Annotated in this window: 17 protein-coding genes; 6 read left to right on the top strand and 11 right to left on the bottom strand. The window is 41.5% G+C overall.

What is annotated here, in order from left to right; translation table 11 throughout:
* Positions 1–6 precede the first annotated feature (6 nt).
* Both M0221_RS03240 and M0221_RS03235 read right to left on the bottom strand, forming a co-directional pair.
* Entirely contained in the window at positions 7–651 is a 645-nt protein-coding gene (locus tag M0221_RS03240) for a hypothetical protein (protein ID WP_483284333.1), read from the bottom strand.
* 315 nt (positions 652–966) lie between these two features.
* A complete protein-coding gene (locus tag M0221_RS03235; RefSeq protein ID WP_483284746.1) occupies positions 967–1,674 on the bottom strand; it encodes a hypothetical protein in 708 nt (235 codons plus the stop codon).
* Between the two features lie 144 nt (positions 1,675–1,818).
* On the opposite strand from M0221_RS03235, the gene M0221_RS03230 reads away from it, so the two are divergent.
* A complete protein-coding gene (locus tag M0221_RS03230; protein ID WP_483284332.1) occupies positions 1,819–2,421 on the top strand; it encodes a LysE/ArgO family amino acid transporter in 603 nt (200 codons plus the stop codon).
* A gap of 128 nt (positions 2,422–2,549) precedes the next feature.
* Here M0221_RS03230 and M0221_RS03225 read toward each other — a convergent pair whose 3' ends face one another.
* From M0221_RS03225 to M0221_RS03215, 3 genes are all read right to left on the bottom strand, one after another.
* Positions 2,550–3,155: a MarC family protein gene (locus M0221_RS03225; protein WP_020442890.1), complete on the bottom strand. Its 606-nt coding sequence runs from the start codon at positions 3,153–3,155 to the stop codon at positions 2,550–2,552.
* 430 nt (positions 3,156–3,585) lie between these two features.
* Complete coding sequence (nadC, locus tag M0221_RS03220; protein WP_483284331.1) at positions 3,586–4,446, bottom strand: carboxylating nicotinate-nucleotide diphosphorylase; 861 nt, start codon at positions 4,444–4,446, stop codon at positions 3,586–3,588.
* A gap of 198 nt (positions 4,447–4,644) precedes the next feature.
* Positions 4,645–5,949 (bottom strand): RNA-guided endonuclease InsQ/TnpB family protein, encoded by a 1,305-nt coding sequence (locus M0221_RS03215; RefSeq protein WP_483284329.1) that lies wholly within the window; start codon positions 5,947–5,949, stop codon positions 4,645–4,647.
* Positions 5,950–6,023: 74 nt separating this feature from the next.
* Between M0221_RS03215 and tnpA (M0221_RS03210) the strand changes: the two genes are divergently transcribed.
* Positions 6,024–6,422, top strand: a complete 399-nt coding sequence (tnpA, locus tag M0221_RS03210) for an IS200/IS605 family transposase (RefSeq protein ID WP_483284328.1) — start codon at positions 6,024–6,026, stop codon at positions 6,420–6,422.
* A gap of 83 nt (positions 6,423–6,505) precedes the next feature.
* Here tnpA (M0221_RS03210) and M0221_RS03205 read toward each other — a convergent pair whose 3' ends face one another.
* Both M0221_RS03205 and M0221_RS03200 read right to left on the bottom strand, forming a co-directional pair.
* Positions 6,506–7,597, bottom strand: coding sequence for an NUDIX hydrolase (locus tag M0221_RS03205; protein WP_483284330.1), 1,092 nt, complete (start codon positions 7,595–7,597; stop codon positions 6,506–6,508).
* Positions 7,598–7,729: 132 nt separating this feature from the next.
* The gene (locus M0221_RS03200) at positions 7,730–9,034 is read right to left on the bottom strand and encodes an RNA-guided endonuclease InsQ/TnpB family protein (RefSeq protein WP_483284329.1); all 1,305 of its coding nucleotides are present in this window, start codon (positions 9,032–9,034) and stop codon (positions 7,730–7,732) included.
* Positions 9,035–9,108: 74 nt separating this feature from the next.
* Here M0221_RS03200 and tnpA (M0221_RS03195) point away from each other — a divergent pair, with 74 nt between their 5' ends.
* From tnpA (M0221_RS03195) to M0221_RS03180, 4 genes are all read left to right on the top strand, one after another.
* A complete protein-coding gene (tnpA, locus tag M0221_RS03195) occupies positions 9,109–9,507 on the top strand; it encodes an IS200/IS605 family transposase (RefSeq protein ID WP_483284328.1) in 399 nt (132 codons plus the stop codon).
* 257 nt (positions 9,508–9,764) lie between these two features.
* Positions 9,765–10,904 (top strand): quinolinate synthase NadA, encoded by a 1,140-nt coding sequence (gene nadA / locus M0221_RS03190; protein ID WP_483284327.1) that lies wholly within the window; start codon positions 9,765–9,767, stop codon positions 10,902–10,904.
* Position 10,905: 1 nt separating this feature from the next.
* Entirely contained in the window at positions 10,906–12,798 is a 1,893-nt protein-coding gene (gene nadB, locus M0221_RS03185) for an L-aspartate oxidase (protein ID WP_483284326.1), read from the top strand.
* A gap of 208 nt (positions 12,799–13,006) precedes the next feature.
* Positions 13,007–13,918 (top strand): LysO family transporter, encoded by a 912-nt coding sequence (locus tag M0221_RS03180; protein WP_483284325.1) that lies wholly within the window; start codon positions 13,007–13,009, stop codon positions 13,916–13,918.
* 33 nt (positions 13,919–13,951) lie between these two features.
* On the opposite strand, the gene M0221_RS03175 is transcribed toward M0221_RS03180, so the two are convergent.
* The 4 genes from M0221_RS03175 to M0221_RS03160 form a co-directional block, all read right to left on the bottom strand.
* Entirely contained in the window at positions 13,952–14,671 is a 720-nt protein-coding gene (locus tag M0221_RS03175) for an OmpA family protein (protein ID WP_483284324.1), read from the bottom strand.
* A gap of 116 nt (positions 14,672–14,787) precedes the next feature.
* Positions 14,788–15,444, bottom strand: coding sequence for an OmpA family protein (locus tag M0221_RS03170; RefSeq protein WP_483284323.1), 657 nt, complete (start codon positions 15,442–15,444; stop codon positions 14,788–14,790).
* A gap of 64 nt (positions 15,445–15,508) precedes the next feature.
* Positions 15,509–16,093, bottom strand: coding sequence for an OmpA family protein (locus tag M0221_RS03165; RefSeq protein WP_483284322.1), 585 nt, complete (start codon positions 16,091–16,093; stop codon positions 15,509–15,511).
* An 11-nt stretch (positions 16,094–16,104) separates the two neighbouring features.
* Positions 16,105–16,803: an OmpA family protein gene (locus tag M0221_RS03160; RefSeq protein ID WP_483284321.1), complete on the bottom strand. Its 699-nt coding sequence runs from the start codon at positions 16,801–16,803 to the stop codon at positions 16,105–16,107.
* Positions 16,804–16,831: the final 28 nt, after the last annotated feature.

Raw genomic sequence — 16,831 nt, 5'->3', positions numbered from 1 at the left:
TACTCTCTATCTCATATCTTTACTAACAGTATCGTCCGCAAGTTTTTTGATCGTCTCTACTTTATCAGCATGGTCAAACAACTGCGTATCTATATCTACATTAGGATTGTCAAAACGCTGTTGTAGATATAGATTGGTTGCCAGTAGTTTTTGTCCATCTTGATGATAGGATGCATTAAGCAAGTCATCAAACTGGATATTAATGGTTTTTAATACATCCAACAGCGCTTCTTTACCTGTGACATCAGAATGCTTAATTTTTGTGGTATCAGAAAGTGCGCCATCCCCAACATCTAAGTCATGTAAACGGCGATAATCTGCTACTGCTTGTGGTACATGTTTATCCATCAGATTTTGAATGGTAATATAGGTTTCGTTAACTGCATCGCTATCATCTATCTTGCCATCATTATTGGTATCACCATAAATAAGTCGCAGCTTTTCACCTTTTTCATTAATTTGGGTCAATGCAGCTTTGACATCAACTGGTAAGCTTTTCTCAGGAATATAACCCAATTGCGGCATCGCTTTATACGCTAGCATTTTGGGTGCTGTCACCTTTTTGATACCACGATAGCCTAAATATAGACCTGCTGCGGGTAACACTCCATATAAAACAAGCATGACAAACATGGCAGTGATTTGAGTCATAAAATTATCCTTATTATTTAATAGTATTAATTGGCAAATTTATTATTATTCTTGATATGGTTGCTCCACTTTTGCAAGAACACAGCGCTACTAGGATCAATTTTCTTGCTTACTGTGCCTACGCAGACAGAGGCTACGAAAATTAATCCTAGTAGCACTTTATAATATTCATATTTCTCTTATTTAAGACTGAATATAGTATTTAATGATTTTATTAAACAAAAAAATAAGGCTCTATTAAAGCCCTATATTGTTATGCATTGAGTTGTTTGTGTTTGCTGACGCTTATTTTTTAGCAGAATAGAAAAATGGCGCCTAATTTTGCGTACGGCTTTTAACATAACGATGGGTTGAAGCCAGACGATTCATCACCGTTTGATGCAGCTCCTCTAACAATTCATCAAGCTCATAATCAATCTCTAAAAACAAATCCGTCAGCATATCGCCTGCAGTCATTTTACCCTGTACTACATTATTCTTCGTACGATGTGGACTAAAACGTTGCAGCTGCTCGTAATGATGCAAGGCTTCTGGAATACTTTCAGATATCAGCTTATCAATGACAAACTGCCGCTCATTATGTTGCTGCTTTTGCTCATCATTAAGCTCGCTACTCCATTCACGATAGCGTTTTAATTTGCCATTGATTCTATCTAAAATAGCAACTGCCTCAATTGGCATAGCATTTAGCGTGGCTGCATCGACCACATTCACAAGCTCAGTCATAATCGGACAGCGTCCATGTTTAAGAAACCATAAGGTATCTGGGTCAAAAGGTGGTCTATTACTCGGTCGCATTTGAGTACGATCGGTCAATGGCGTCGGCGCGCGAATATCAGACACTTGCGCTAAAGCATCGCAAATACGTTCGGTACGCTGCGGCTCAGTAAGCGGCGAAGCATGAGGCGTTGAAGTATTGACATCATTTTTATTATTAGTAAGTTTATTGGCAGCCGCTTGCTGAGCATTTTTAGCAGCGGCGGTTGGCAGGTCATCATGTGCTTGCCCAAATGACTGTAGCATTCTTGTCAAACTTATGACCATAACTTACCCTGCTCCTCGCCCATTTACTGATTGCATTTGACCATTCAATCCCTTATCTTAACAGCTTTTTGCCATACTACCAGTAAGCAAACGTCAGCATTTTTAAAGGATAAAACAGTCATTATGAATATCACCGATTACAGTTCTGGTTTTTTGCTTGGCTTATCCCTGATTATCGCTATTGGTTCACAAAATGCCTTTGTTCTAAAACAAGGACTGAAACGCGAGCACATATTTTTTGTCTGTCTGTTCTGCGCCGTCAGTGATGCGTTGTTGATTTCAGCTGGCGTTGGCGGTTTTGGCGCGGTAACGGCACGCTACCCGCAATTGGTCAATATTGCCAAGGTCGCGGGCGTCATATTCTTATTAGGTTACGGACTGCAAAGCTTGTATGCCAGTATGCGCTTATCACACGCACTTACCGTCGATGGACAAGTCGTCACCAGCCTAAAAAAGGCATTATTACTATGCTTTGGTTTTACATGGCTCAATCCACATGTCTATTTAGATACCTTGGTGCTGGTCGGTATGGTTTCAACAGGAGCCAGTAGTAAGCTTGCCTTTGCAGTAGGAGCAGTCAGCGCTTCATTCTGCTTTTTCTTTGCACTCGGCTATGGCGCACGGTTACTCAAACCTTTATTTGCCAAACCAAAAGCGTGGAATATCCTTGATGCCTTGGTCGGCATATTGATGCTATATTTGGCTTGGCATTTGTACCAAAGCTAAAACAGAGCTTTCTACTCAAGAGCCTTTATCCAAACAATGATACACCGCTTAAAAAACAGAAAAACCAAATACTTTTTTGAAAGTAGTTGGTTTTTTGAGCGATTAAATCGCTTCTATAGACTAAAAAATTAGATCAAATCAGGAAATAGCGTACGTAGCCCATTAACGATAATTTCTATAGCAACTGCCGCCAATAGCATACCCATGATTCGACTCATAATATTAAGCCCTGTATCACCCAATAAGCGACTGATACGACCAGCTGCCATCAATGCCAAATAACAAAATAAACTGATAAATAAACCCGCAATCAAAATGGCAGATATTTGCAAGATGCCGGAAACTTGTGATGAGTAGATAATAACGGTTGAAATACCACCCGGTCCAATCATCATAGGAATAGCAATCGGCACAACCGCGGCTGCCATCGTTGGCGGCGCACCTTGCAGATGGTCGACATCGAAGTTTTCTTGATCAGGCTTAACCGGATTGCCCTCGCCATTCATCATATTGAGAGCGATTAAAAACACTAAGATACCACCTGCTAACTGAAACGAGCCGATTGAAATACCCAAGACTTTGAGGAGCGTTTCGCCTGCTAATGTGAAGAAACTGATAGTAATAAAAATGGTCAGACAAGCAACGCGTGCTACTTTACGTCGATTATTCATTGAATAACCACGCGTTGAATCTAAAAACAATGTCAATGCGCTAAAGGGGTTAATCAATACCATAAAGGCTAGGATTATCTTAATAATTTCAGTATTCACTGAGCGCTCGCTTGTCTATTAGTCAAATCGGGCAAAAAACAAGGCCATTGGGCAAGTGCATCAATGACCTAATATTCGGTAGCAGCGGCATTGTAGCATAGGCAGATAAGCCTATTAAATCATTAACTTCGCTTAATTCCCATGCCTTACCAAATCCATAGGATATCGATACAAATCTGCCCTTTCAATAGAGGGTTAATCCTTTATTAAACTTCATTAAAACAAGTCTATATAGTCGATCCATTTTTAAAAGAGTACAGCACTGCTGGGGTTAATTATTCGCAGCCTCTGTCTGCGCAGGCACAGCAAGCAAGAAAAATTAACCCCAGCAGTGCTTTATAACATTTGTACTTCTTTTATTTGGGACTCACTATACTTAGACCAAGCGTTAAAGCTAAGCGCTAAAATCCAAACCAATATCTAATGCAGTCGTGCTGTGGGTCAAATAACCCATCGCGATAAAATCAACGCCTGTTTCTGCAACGGCTTGCACTGTTTCAGGGGTGATACCACCTGATGCTTCGGTTTTAGCGCGACCTTTACACATAGCGACTGCCTGCGACAATATCTCAGGCGCCATATTATCTAATAGCACTAAGCTCACACCAGCATCTAGTGCTTGCTCTAACTGTGCTAATGTATCGACTTCCACTTCGATTGGAATCAAATGCCCAGCAAATTCTTGCGCTTGCTCAATCGCTGTTTTAATATCACCTGCGATGGCAATATGGTTGTCTTTAATTAAAATCGCATCATCTAAACCCAAGCGATGATTACGCCCGCCACCGCAGCGTACGGCGTATTTTTGGACGATACGTAAGCCTGGAATGGTTTTACGGGTACAAGTAATTTGCGCTGGATATGCTGCCACGCTATCAACAATCTTCTTAGTATCTGTCGCAATACCGCTAAGATGAGTCATAAAGTTAAGTGCCGTACGCTCTGCTGTCAGCAAATTACGCGCATTGCCATGGACAGTTGCTAATACTGCGCCAGCTTCGACCACTTCACCATCATGGACTTGAGCAACGAATTCTATCTGCTCATCAATCAAAGCAAAAGATAAGCGTGCTAAATCCATACCACATATCACGCCTGCTTGCCTTGCCTTAATCTGTAATTGCGCTTGCATGTCGACTGGAATGGTCGCTTGTGAAGTGACATCACCACGTCTGCCCAAATCTTCTGTTAATGCCGCTTCAACCAACGGTTTAAGCAATACTTCAGCCAGTGCTGGCTCTCGTTTAACTGTCATTTTTAGCCCTTATTATGCTTATATTCTGAATATATATTATTTAAACTCAAAATGAGCATAAATATAACGCAAAGTTTATTGTCTCGCAAGAAAATATCCTAAATTAAAATTTTCAATAAATTTATTGGGTTTGACAATGTTGACATACTCCCGCCACTTTCGAAAAGCTCAAGTGTGGAATTCTAAAAGCGTTAGCTCTTAGGTGACTTTCTCACGAGTGTCACAAGTTTTCTGTTTCATCGGGCGACCTTTACTGCATCCTCCCTCCACAGACAAAGCGGCATGTCCTGCCGCTAATATATTACGCGCAGCATTGAAATCTGCGTTCGCAATATAACCACATTTGACGCACTCAAATCTTGACTGAGTTTGTCTGTTTTCTTTAGCAACATGTTGGCACTCAAAGCAGGTTTGGCTGGTAAATCTTGGGTTTACTTTGATCAACAATCCACCGCGCCAGTGCTGTTTATACTCAAGCATATCAAGCGCCATGCCCCAACCTTGATCCAGAATTGATTTATTCAATCCCGACTTGACTTTGACATTACGTCCTTTATTTTCTATCGACCCACTGGCTGATTTCGACATATTACTGACTTTTAAATCTTCAACGACAATCATGGCGTGGCTTTTGCTGAGTATGGTTGTGATTTTATGTAAGTAGTCATGGCGAACATTGGCGATATGATGATGCAATTTTTGAATCTTACCGTTTTGCTTTTTCCAGTTTTCACTGAATTTCACTTTCTTTGCCAGCTGGCGCTGCAATCTAGCAAGTTTCACTTGATTGGCTTTGAAGCTATTCTTTGGTTTGATGGTCGCACCGTTTGAGGTGGTGATCAGCTTTGTGATGCCCAAATCCAAACCTAGTGCGCTAGTAGCAGGGTGTCGTGGGTTTTCAACCTCATGCTCAGTACCAAACGATACGTACCAGTGCCCCGATTTCTTGCTAATGGTAACGTTTTTAATGGTGCCGATAATATCTTGCGATTTTCTAAATTTCACCAAACCAATTCCATTAGGCAGTTTGATACGATTGCCCTCAATGCGGCAGTATTTATCAAACTGTACCAATCTGATTGAATCTCGGCCATCGGATTTGCGCTTAAATCTTGGCATCAACGGGCGTAGCTGAATTTCTGTGCCATCAGCTAATTTAAAGAACTTGGCTTTTTTAGGTTTCTTCTTATTTTCTTTTAACCTGATATGAACTTTAGGATCAAAGAAACGCGACCAAGCCGATGCTAGATCACGAATCTTTTGCTGTAAGGACACCGCATTTGAGTGGGTTTTTAAGAACTCAAAATCAGGATTATTCTTAACCTCCATGATTTTATTAACGAGATTGGTCGCATTAATAAACTCATTTTTAGCAAACATCTCAAGCGAGATTGCCAGCATTTGATTCCAAACAAAACGCGCAGAGCCAACAAGGTTATTTAGAATAACCTGTTGCTCCGCATTAGGCTCAAGCCTAAATCTGTACGCCTTGTTGATCTTCATAAATACTCTCTTTATTAATGAGTATGTATTTGATATTATCAATATAATGCTAGCATTTAAGAGTTTTTATTGCAATGAGTGAGATATACAAAAATCGCCATGCTGCCTTCAATCTTCATGTTCACTTGATTTTTATTACCAAGTATCGAAAGAAGGTGCTTGGCGAGGTACATCACAATTATTTCCATGAGTGTGTCACCGAGATATGCAAAAAATTCGATGCCGAAGTAAAGGAGTGTAATGGCGAGGCTGATCATATTCACATGCTTATTCAGTACCCGCCAACCGTGCAATTGAGCAGGTTGGTTAATAACCTGAAGTCAGTCACAAGTAGACGAATGAGGGGTGAATTTTTGGATTTAAGAGGGGCTTATTCCAAGCCTGTACTTTGGTCTCGCTCATATTTTGCAGGGTCTTGTGGTGGGGCGTCATTGGAAGTTATTAAGCAGTATATTCAAAATCAACAAGGCTAAAAACAAATACGAAATTCATCTCCACACTAGCTCGGTTGGAGTCCTCTTTCGCTTTTTGATAGAAGCTGATAGCGATTGGGCGGCTATTTACGTTTTGGCAATTTGCTGTCCATCAGTAAACTTTGCAGTTCAATATCATGGCGAAAACGATAAAGCTTGGCTGGGCGACCACGCTGAGCGCTGCTACTCTGCCCTGTTTCTAGCACAAGATTTTGTGACTCTAGCAGCCGGCGGAAGTTTTGCTTATGTAAGCGCATACCCGATAGTGCTTCGACACTTTGCTGCAACTGCGACAAGGTGAATTCATCTGGCATCAAGCCAAAAATCAGCGGTCGATATTCAATTTTTGCACGTAGTCTTGAAATAGCCGTCGCAATTACGCGGCGATGGTCATAGTACATCGGTGACCCTATAAGCTGTGACCAGTTACTAGGCAATTTAAACGCCTTGTTAGATTCAGCACTGTCAGGTTGAACATTAGCCAAATAGCTTGGTGAATAAGTTGGTGCTTCTGCAATAAGACCTGCTTCATACAACATCTCATAGCGCAAAAGGACATGTTCTGCAATCCATTCCCTATTCTCGTATTCTTTGTCATTTATCAGCTGCTCGTTGCTCTCTGCATTTGAATGCGCGCTTTTATTTTTAGAGCAATTATTTAGAATCGTCTCACTGACGCTCCAACACAGACCAATACGCTGACGCCGGCGCTGCTGAATCTCTACCTTTTTTGCAGCATCTGCCCAACGTAATAATGCCGGTACGATATAGTCCATAATGATAGCTGGCATACCATCTAAGTGATTTTCCCATGGGAAATAATCATACCAATCACGCCATAATGCTTGGCTTTGTAGCTGTGTTTGTGCTTCTTGCACCAGACCCAAATAGCTGACGTAAACCAGCGCATGACCATCATCATTGCGTCTATTGGTATCGACAAAGGTATATAGCTGTTCCAAATAACCAAGCGGCTGCTGTGTTTGCTCTTCAACCCATTGGCGCACACCTGCTTGCAACGAGCGGTGTAATGGCATGAGGGGACCATTGGGCAATAGCTTGCCTTGATCAACGGTTAAAACGCGCGCCGTGTGCTCGGTAATTGCGACCAGCACTGCGACAACCTCAGTCGTACCGCTACCTTGTTGATGGGCGTGTGAATAAGACAACGTCATGACGTTAATGATTACCTTTTATTTTAATTATGAAATATAGCTCAACTGCTAAGCCATTGACCACATGCTCAGTTTGACATACTCCCGCCACTTTCGAAAAGCTCAAGTGTGGAATTCTAAAAGCGTTAGCTCTTAGGTGACTTTCTCACGAGTGTCACAAGTTTTCTGTTTCATCGGGCGACCTTTACTGCATCCTCCCTCCACAGACAAAGCGGCATGTCCTGCCGCTAATATATTACGCGCAGCATTGAAATCTGCGTTCGCAATATAACCACATTTGACGCACTCAAATCTTGACTGAGTTTGTCTGTTTTCTTTAGCAACATGTTGGCACTCAAAGCAGGTTTGGCTGGTAAATCTTGGGTTTACTTTGATCAACAATCCACCGCGCCAGTGCTGTTTATACTCAAGCATATCAAGCGCCATGCCCCAACCTTGATCCAGAATTGATTTATTCAATCCCGACTTGACTTTGACATTACGTCCTTTATTTTCTATCGACCCACTGGCTGATTTCGACATATTACTGACTTTTAAATCTTCAACGACAATCATGGCGTGGCTTTTGCTGAGTATGGTTGTGATTTTATGTAAGTAGTCATGGCGAACATTGGCGATATGATGATGCAATTTTTGAATCTTACCGTTTTGCTTTTTCCAGTTTTCACTGAATTTCACTTTCTTTGCCAGCTGGCGCTGCAATCTAGCAAGTTTCACTTGATTGGCTTTGAAGCTATTCTTTGGTTTGATGGTCGCACCGTTTGAGGTGGTGATCAGCTTTGTGATGCCCAAATCCAAACCTAGTGCGCTAGTAGCAGGGTGTCGTGGGTTTTCAACCTCATGCTCAGTACCAAACGATACGTACCAGTGCCCCGATTTCTTGCTAATGGTAACGTTTTTAATGGTGCCGATAATATCTTGCGATTTTCTAAATTTCACCAAACCAATTCCATTAGGCAGTTTGATACGATTGCCCTCAATGCGGCAGTATTTATCAAACTGTACCAATCTGATTGAATCTCGGCCATCGGATTTGCGCTTAAATCTTGGCATCAACGGGCGTAGCTGAATTTCTGTGCCATCAGCTAATTTAAAGAACTTGGCTTTTTTAGGTTTCTTCTTATTTTCTTTTAACCTGATATGAACTTTAGGATCAAAGAAACGCGACCAAGCCGATGCTAGATCACGAATCTTTTGCTGTAAGGACACCGCATTTGAGTGGGTTTTTAAGAACTCAAAATCAGGATTATTCTTAACCTCCATGATTTTATTAACGAGATTGGTCGCATTAATAAACTCATTTTTAGCAAACATCTCAAGCGAGATTGCCAGCATTTGATTCCAAACAAAACGCGCAGAGCCAACAAGGTTATTTAGAATAACCTGTTGCTCCGCATTAGGCTCAAGCCTAAATCTGTACGCCTTGTTGATCTTCATAAATACTCTCTTTATTAATGAGTATGTATTTGATATTATCAATATAATGCTAGCATTTAAGAGTTTTTATTGCAATGAGTGAGATATACAAAAATCGCCATGCTGCCTTCAATCTTCATGTTCACTTGATTTTTATTACCAAGTATCGAAAGAAGGTGCTTGGCGAGGTACATCACAATTATTTCCATGAGTGTGTCACCGAGATATGCAAAAAATTCGATGCCGAAGTAAAGGAGTGTAATGGCGAGGCTGATCATATTCACATGCTTATTCAGTACCCGCCAACCGTGCAATTGAGCAGGTTGGTTAATAACCTGAAGTCAGTCACAAGTAGACGAATGAGGGGTGAATTTTTGGATTTAAGAGGGGCTTATTCCAAGCCTGTACTTTGGTCTCGCTCATATTTTGCAGGGTCTTGTGGTGGGGCGTCATTGGAAGTTATTAAGCAGTATATTCAAAATCAACAAGGCTAAAAACAAATACGAAATTCATCTCCACACTAGCTCGGTTGGAGTCCTCTTTCGCTTTTTGACAGCTTGAATCGATGCTTATCATAGCTTGTGGTTGTAATTATACAAAATGAGTCCTGAATAAATAATAAACGTATAAAAAATTTCTTGTATTTATGCTCAAAATGAGCATAATTAAAACAGTTTATTTTTTAGCACTATTCAACTGACCCAATCTAACGGCAATTGACGTGTCGTTATTGCATGAAAGGTTTGCACTTATGAAAACGTATCCGTATGACGCACCGATTATGAGTGCCGATAATCGCATTGCCACGCAAATGAATATTGAATATGCCAAAGCAAAAATGCCCGCAGACTTGCCGCGTAGTGAGCGACTGCAAGTTGAAGAAAATATTAAGCAGTTGTTAAAAGAGCATAACGCCGTCTTAGTCGCACATTATTATGTCGACCCTTTTATTCAGGATTTGGCATTGGCAACAGGCGGCTGTGTTGGTGATTCGCTTGAAATGGCGCGTTTTGGTCAGGCGCATAGTGCACAAACACTGGTAGTTGCAGGCGTGCGCTTTATGGGTGAGTCGGCAAAGATACTCAGTATGGAAAAAACAGTACTGATGCCAGACTTAGAAGCAGAATGCTCGCTTGATTTGGGCTGCCCTGCCGATGAATTTTCTGCCTTTTGTGATGCGTATCCTGAGCGTACCGTAGTGGTCTACGCCAATACCAGTGCGGCAGTAAAAGCACGGGCTGATTGGGTAGTAACTTCGTCAGTTGGTATCGATATCATTCGACATTTGCAAGAACAAGGCGAGCCTATCATTTGGGGTCCGGATAGACACTTAGGTAAATACATTGCCCGTGAGACGGGGGCAGATATGCTGCTCTGGCAAGGCTCATGCATGGTGCATAATGAGTTTAAAGCCACTGAGCTTGAACAATTAAAAGCTGAACATCCGACAGCAAAAGTCTTGGTACATCCTGAATCTCCAGATAGTGTCGTTACGCTTGCCGATGTAGTTGGCTCGACCAGTAAGCTGCTGCAATCCACCTATGAGATGGATGCCGATACCTTTATCGTCGCAACTGACTTAGGAATCTTGCATGAGATGCAAAAGCGCTCGCCAAACAAGCGCTTTTTGGCTGCCCCTACCGCTGGTGAAAGCGCCAGTTGCAAAAGCTGTGCTTTTTGTCCATGGATGGCGATGAATGGTCTACAAGGTATCGAGCAATGCTTGACCAATAATTCAGGTGAGATATTGATGACGGCTGAGCTGGCAGCGGCAGCTAGAAAGCCATTACAACGCATGCTTGATTTTGCTGAATCACAAAAACAGCGGATAGCAGCAAGCGGCGATATCGTCAAAGACCGTGCATTGTTTGCGAATGTTGGAGCAGCATAATATGAGCGCGAACTGGTTAAATGGCAAAGATAACTGTAATGCGCATCAGATCCCTGATGCTGTCGTGATAACAGATGTACTTATCGTTGGTGCTGGGCTTGCAGGATTAAGCACTGCGCTTGCTTTACCAGAGTCGTTGAACATTACCATATTAAGTAAAGCTGCACTGGAAGTTTGCTCAAGCCATTACGCCCAAGGCGGTATTGCCGCAAGCTTGGACAAAAATGATTCGGTAGCTGACCATATCGCCGATACGCTAATCGCTGGTGCAGGATTATGTGCAGCGGATAATACGACAAACATCCTCAGCGCTGGACAACAAGCGGTTCAATGGCTATGCGAACAAGGCGTACCTTTTACTCAGATTCCCCAGCAAGAATCAAAAAATTATCTAAAGGCGGGTTTTGACCTCTCTCACTTGCATCTAACCAAGGAAGGCGGTCATGGCTGTAGACGCGTTGCCCATGCTGATGATGCAACGGGTCGACATATCATGGAGGCCTTGACTATAAAAGTGCAAGCCGCTTCTAATATCACTATCCTACCCTACCATGAAGCGCTAAATATTATAAAAAACAGCGACGATCGATGCCAAGGTGCGCTGGTTTTTGATCATGTTAATCAGTGCCAAATTACCTTTCATAGTCGAGCGGTGGTACTAGCCAGTGGCGGCTTAGGGCAATTGTTTAAACGTGCCAGCGCCCCCAATGTCTGTGTCGGTGATGGCGTTATGATGGCATGGCAAGCAGGCTGCCGTTTGGCAAATTTAGAATTCATTCAATTTCATCCGACTGGTCTAGCACTAGGAGATAGCAGCTTTTTGATTTCTGAAGCTTTACGCGGTGAAGGTGGGCGCTTATATTGTCCAAAAACTGGCACACGCTTTATGCTAGAGATTGACGCACGTGCAGAGTTAGCACCGCGAGATATCGTCGCCCGTGCCATCGCTGAGCAGATTAATAAGAATGGACTTGGCTACGTTCATCTTGACGTCAGTCACTTACCAGCGGCATTTTTGCAAGAGCATTTCCCTCAGATTTATCAGACACTATTAGCACTTGGTATTGATATAACTAAAGAGCCAATTCCGGTTGCCCCAACTGCCCATTATAGCTGTGGCGGCGTGGTCACTGATGCTAATGGCGTAACCGATGTAGCAGGTCTTTATGCCGCTGGTGAAGTTGCTTATACAGGTCTGCATGGAGCAAATCGCTTAGCAAGCAACTCATTGTTGGAATGCGTGGTGGTTGGGCGCAATATCGCCGCTGATTTGCCTCGCTATTTGAAAGCACTAGAGAATCTAGATACTGCTGCCATTTATGAGCGCTCATATTTACCAACATCTACCATTTGGACACCACCAACACTCAAAGATATTCAAGCCATTACGATCTCTTTTTTTATTACACGTCCATTGACTTCAGCTGATTACGAGGACACTGATAGCAATATAGATACTAATAATCAGGCTGGCAAAATCATTACAGAATTAAAATTTTTAATGACCTCACATATGGGTATCACTCGCACTGCCGAATCATTAGAGCAAATATTGATACAGATACAGCAATGGCAACTGTGGCTTGAAAAATCTGAGTTAAGTCAGCCTAATATGAATGCATCAGACGACGCCATGACCACTGATAAACTTACACACTTTCAATTAGCAAGACAGTTGCAATTAGCAACTTTAATTGCTCAGTCTGCTTGTCAGCGCTTTGAAAGTCGTGGTGGGCATTATCGTAAAGACTATCCCAACCTAGCAGCCACTGCTCGCATTAGTGTGATTGAGCCATTATCAAATCAAGCTATTCGCCCATTAAGTGGTATCAATAATCCCACTTCAGAAATTCAGAAACATCATAACTCTGTCCAATACGAACAAGCAGTATAGTTGCTTTATATTCAATCAATGCGGCACTGCTGGTCTAGCATATAGAGAAGCTCATAAAAAAAGCTTTGACCAGCAGCAATTCAATGAATTTTGTCTGCTCATGTCAGTATTATTATACTAATATGTTACAATCCTCGCCTTATTAAAAAACCCTTCCTAAAAAAATTGTGTTAAAACGCCTTTTAAAAAATGCCGCGAGCCCTTTACCATGCAAAGCTTAGTTACCCTTGTCTTGGTTTTAATGCCAATGTTTATTGGCTTTGCCATTCCCTCCAATGCAGCCCTGACCAAAATTGCCGATAAAGGCTTGTCTTATTTGGTCTTTATTATTTTAGGCTTGATTGGTATTGAGCTGGCACAAGTCGAAGGACTTGGCAGTCAGGTAGGTGAAATCGCACTGTATGTCACGATACTATCGATATTGACAATCGGAACTGGATTATTTGGGCTAATGCTGTTTGACCGTTTGCGCCCGTGGCATGCCAAAAAACCCAGTGTTAAATCTAAAGAGCATCGCGTCAGTATTCGCGGTAGCCTTACCCAAGTCATTTGTGTGGTAATAGGTTTTGTGATCGGTTATTTCTTGCCAGCCAACTATATACCGCCTGAAAACACTATGACGGTCATGCTAATGATACTAATCTTGCTGGTTGGTATTGGACTAAAAGGCTCGGGTATTACTCTAAAAGAAGTGCTGCTTAATAAACGCGGTGTCGAGATGAGTATTATCTTTACGATATCGGTATTGGTTGGCGGGCTTATCTTTGCACTGATGTTTAGCGATGTCTCTTGGACGAAGGGCTTAGCACTAGCGTCAGGATTTGGCTGGTATTCGCTATCTGCGATTGTGATGACTGATACTTATGGGGCGATTTGGGGCAGTGTTGCGCTATTTAACGACTTGATACGTGAGTTCTTTGCGTTGATATTTATCCCCGTCTTTATGCGCAAATATCCGTCTGCATCGGTTGGACTTGGCGGTGCGACCAGTTTAGACTTTACTTTGCCAATCATTCAGCAATCGGGCGGTCTAAAAGTGGTGCCATTGGCGATTAGCTTTGGTTTTATTATTAATATTGTCGCGCCCGTGCTAATGGTATTGTTTTCGTCTTTGGGGTAAGGTTAGATTTTGATGGTTTATCAGAATTTGCCATTATTCAAAAGGCTCGCAGTGTTTGGCGTACTCACCATATCTTTGAACATCAGATTTATATTTAAGATTCATTAAATCTTTGACTAAACTGCTCGCCATCAACGTTGCACGACGCTGTTTTGACTCAATATTTTTAACATTGAGCTTTTCAAAACTTGGATCTATAAACGCTGTATCTGTAACTAGAAACTTATTTGAGCACTCATAAGTACGGATACGCTTAGCATCAATATGATGTTGCAAGACTAACGTATTTTTGATGTTAAGGGCGCGATTGCGTGATAAAGAATGGAAACCAAGCGTCGCTACAGCATCTTCATCAATTTCATTTGTTGCTACATGACCAAAAATAAAAACACTGGCTTCTGGATACTCATTGATTTTTTCTGCTATTTTTACAAATTCTGCATCATAGATATCGGGTAATTGACTGCTCATTGGCGGAAAAAACCCAGCAAACTCCATTTCGAGTGCATCACCTCCCTCAATTATTATTTTACAACCTTTGGCATCGACTACTACGTTAGGTGGCGTTTCAGGACACTCGTCTATATCATCAAGTACGCCGTCACCATCTGAATCAGGAATATCTGCTTGCATCGTCCTGATATTTTCATATTGAAGTATGGTTTTGGGCGGTAAAATTTCGGTAGTCTGGCAGCCTGCTAATGTTATAGATGCTGCTAATAACAATAAATTTCTGTAGTTTCTATTTGTCATTGTTATTCTCTTCATTAAGAATCACTTACAGCTTTATTTGCCATCATTTTCGATTTTTTGAAACGTTCAATATATTACTTAACATTGCTAATAAGTGCATAAACGTTTAAAAACAATTAATCTTCAGGCTCTACAGCTATCTCGAAAATTCGGCGGTTCATGGACATTTCCTCTTCGCTATCAAAATCTGCAGTAGCTACCCCATAAACTCTGCGGTTCATAGACTTACCTTCTTCTGTATCAGAAGAGGCAATAGGCTGTTCGGCATCATAATTAAAGGTATTTAAACGCTCAGGATCAATTTTATGCTTTAGTACAAGATAGTTTTTGACGATAAGTGCCCTATTTCTTGCTAGAGAATTTGGTCGCAATTTTGCATCTGACATTTCATCTACTGAAGCGTGTCCCTCAATACGCATAGTTGCCGTATAGTACTCTTGCAGCTTTAGGGCTACTGTATCAAGCTCAAGCTGATACTCTTTTGATAACTCACTGCTGCCCTTGGCAAAAAAGGCACGATATTCCATTTTTAGGCCTATCCCCATACCCGTAAAAGGACAGCCCCTTTCATCTATAACCACGTTATAGGGAGTGCCTGGACATTGATCTAGCTCATCAATCACGCCATCGCTGTCAGAGTCGAGACTCACCATCAATATTGGCATTGGCGCTGTCACTATGTTATCAATCGCTAGTTTTGGCGCGGTTTGACACGCTGATAATGCCAAAGAACTACAAAGAGTAATGCTGACTAAATATAAAATTGCTTTCATATCAATGTCCTTTTTCAGTTATGGCATATTCTCTATTTTCAATCTTTTTGAAACGCTCAATATATTACTCAACATTGCTAACAAGTGCATAAATACGCTGGTTGAGCCAACTGTTTTCGTCATCATTTGGCGCAATTGGACGTTCTGATCCATAGTAAAAGGTCTTAATACGATCAGGATCAATATTATATGTCATGGTCATATAATTTTTAATCCCTTCCACACGGTATCTTGATAATGTTTGATTGGCATCATTGTCTTCACGCTCCGATATATGCCCTTCGATATGCATGACAGCGTCCAAATGATCTTGCATTTTTTTGCCTGCGTTATCTAGCTGTTCATAATACTCATTTTTTATCTCACTACTATTTTCATCATAGTAGGCTCTAGCTTCCATCATAAATTCGTTCTCACCAAAAAGTAAGGAATGCGGACAGCCCCTTTTATCTATCACCACGTTATAGGGAGTGCCTGGACATTCATCTAACTCATCAAGCACACCATCGCTGTCGCTATCCAAATTAATTAAAACCGTTGGCATATTGATAGTTTGACTTGTTTGCTTAGAAAAATCAGCGGTTTGACAGGCGGATAATGTTAAAGCGCTGACTAAAACGACAAGCGTATTTCTTAATAGCATTTTCATAAATGATACCTTTAAAATTGCTGACAGAATTCTTTATAGTACGTGAGTGACTGCTCGTGAACACTGCCTGCATAAAAATCATTGGCATTTAACGCCTTGCCATAAATACGCTGGTTCATTGATCTACCTTCCTCAGTATCGTTAGGTGCAATCGGCATACTATCAGCGCAATCAAACGTATAGATTTTATCAGTAGCTATGTTTCTCTTAACCAAAGCAGTTTTTATTATCTGTGCCCGATCACGTCCTAATTGACGTTTATCAACTTTTGCTTGATTCATTTCTCCGTACATATCTACTGATGCATGCGCAGCTTCAAGCTCAGAGGTATGACCAGACAAAACCACTACTAGCTCAGGATTGCTATGCATTTTTTCAGCTACTTTTTCCACTTCTGGCAAGTACTTCGTTTGCAACTCATTACTATTGCGCTCAAAGAAAACTCGTAGCTCCATCGTAAGATAACCTATTAAACTCACTGCTACTGGACAGCCATACTCATCCGCCACTACCCCTTTAGGAGTGTTTGGACAATTATCGATAATGTCAGGGACGCCGTCATTGTCTGTATCTGCAAGTGGCTCTATCATGACTTTAGAAGGAATATATGGTTTTCCATTAATTACGGCAGTTTCTGATGTGGATTGGCAGGAGGATAAAATAAAGCTAGCTATTACAACGCCTATCGTCATCCATGACTTACTTTTCATATACCTTCCTTAGTTCATCTAGAAAGTT

This window comes from Psychrobacter sp. ANT206 (assembly GCF_056880555.1).
The sequence above is the reverse complement of the archived record's forward strand: the minus strand, read 5'-3'. Positions and strand labels throughout refer to the sequence as shown.

Coding starts and splice junctions, on each gene's coding strand:
- M0221_RS03240 (WP_483284333.1), bottom strand. CDS start 651: ATGACTCAAATCACTGCCATGTTTGTCATGCTTGTTTTATATGGAGTG.
- M0221_RS03235 (WP_483284746.1), bottom strand. CDS start 1,674: ATGCTACAGTCATTTGGGCAAGCACATGATGACCTGCCAACCGCCGCT.
- M0221_RS03230 (WP_483284332.1), top strand. CDS start 1,819: ATGAATATCACCGATTACAGTTCTGGTTTTTTGCTTGGCTTATCCCTG.
- M0221_RS03225 (WP_020442890.1), bottom strand. CDS start 3,155: ATGGTATTGATTAACCCCTTTAGCGCATTGACATTGTTTTTAGATTCA.
- nadC (WP_483284331.1), bottom strand. CDS start 4,446: ATGACAGTTAAACGAGAGCCAGCACTGGCTGAAGTATTGCTTAAACCG.
- M0221_RS03215 (WP_483284329.1), bottom strand. CDS start 5,949: ATGAAGATCAACAAGGCGTACAGATTTAGGCTTGAGCCTAATGCGGAG.
- tnpA (WP_483284328.1), top strand. CDS start 6,024: ATGAGTGAGATATACAAAAATCGCCATGCTGCCTTCAATCTTCATGTT.
- M0221_RS03205 (WP_483284330.1), bottom strand. CDS start 7,597: ATGACGTTGTCTTATTCACACGCCCATCAACAAGGTAGCGGTACGACT.
- M0221_RS03200 (WP_483284329.1), bottom strand. CDS start 9,034: ATGAAGATCAACAAGGCGTACAGATTTAGGCTTGAGCCTAATGCGGAG.
- tnpA (WP_483284328.1), top strand. CDS start 9,109: ATGAGTGAGATATACAAAAATCGCCATGCTGCCTTCAATCTTCATGTT.
- nadA (WP_483284327.1), top strand. CDS start 9,765: ATGAAAACGTATCCGTATGACGCACCGATTATGAGTGCCGATAATCGC.
- nadB (WP_483284326.1), top strand. CDS start 10,906: ATGAGCGCGAACTGGTTAAATGGCAAAGATAACTGTAATGCGCATCAG.
- M0221_RS03180 (WP_483284325.1), top strand. CDS start 13,007: ATGCAAAGCTTAGTTACCCTTGTCTTGGTTTTAATGCCAATGTTTATT.
- M0221_RS03175 (WP_483284324.1), bottom strand. CDS start 14,671: ATGACAAATAGAAACTACAGAAATTTATTGTTATTAGCAGCATCTATA.
- M0221_RS03170 (WP_483284323.1), bottom strand. CDS start 15,444: ATGAAAGCAATTTTATATTTAGTCAGCATTACTCTTTGTAGTTCTTTG.
- M0221_RS03165 (WP_483284322.1), bottom strand. CDS start 16,093: ATGAAAATGCTATTAAGAAATACGCTTGTCGTTTTAGTCAGCGCTTTA.
- M0221_RS03160 (WP_483284321.1), bottom strand. CDS start 16,803: ATGAAAAGTAAGTCATGGATGACGATAGGCGTTGTAATAGCTAGCTTT.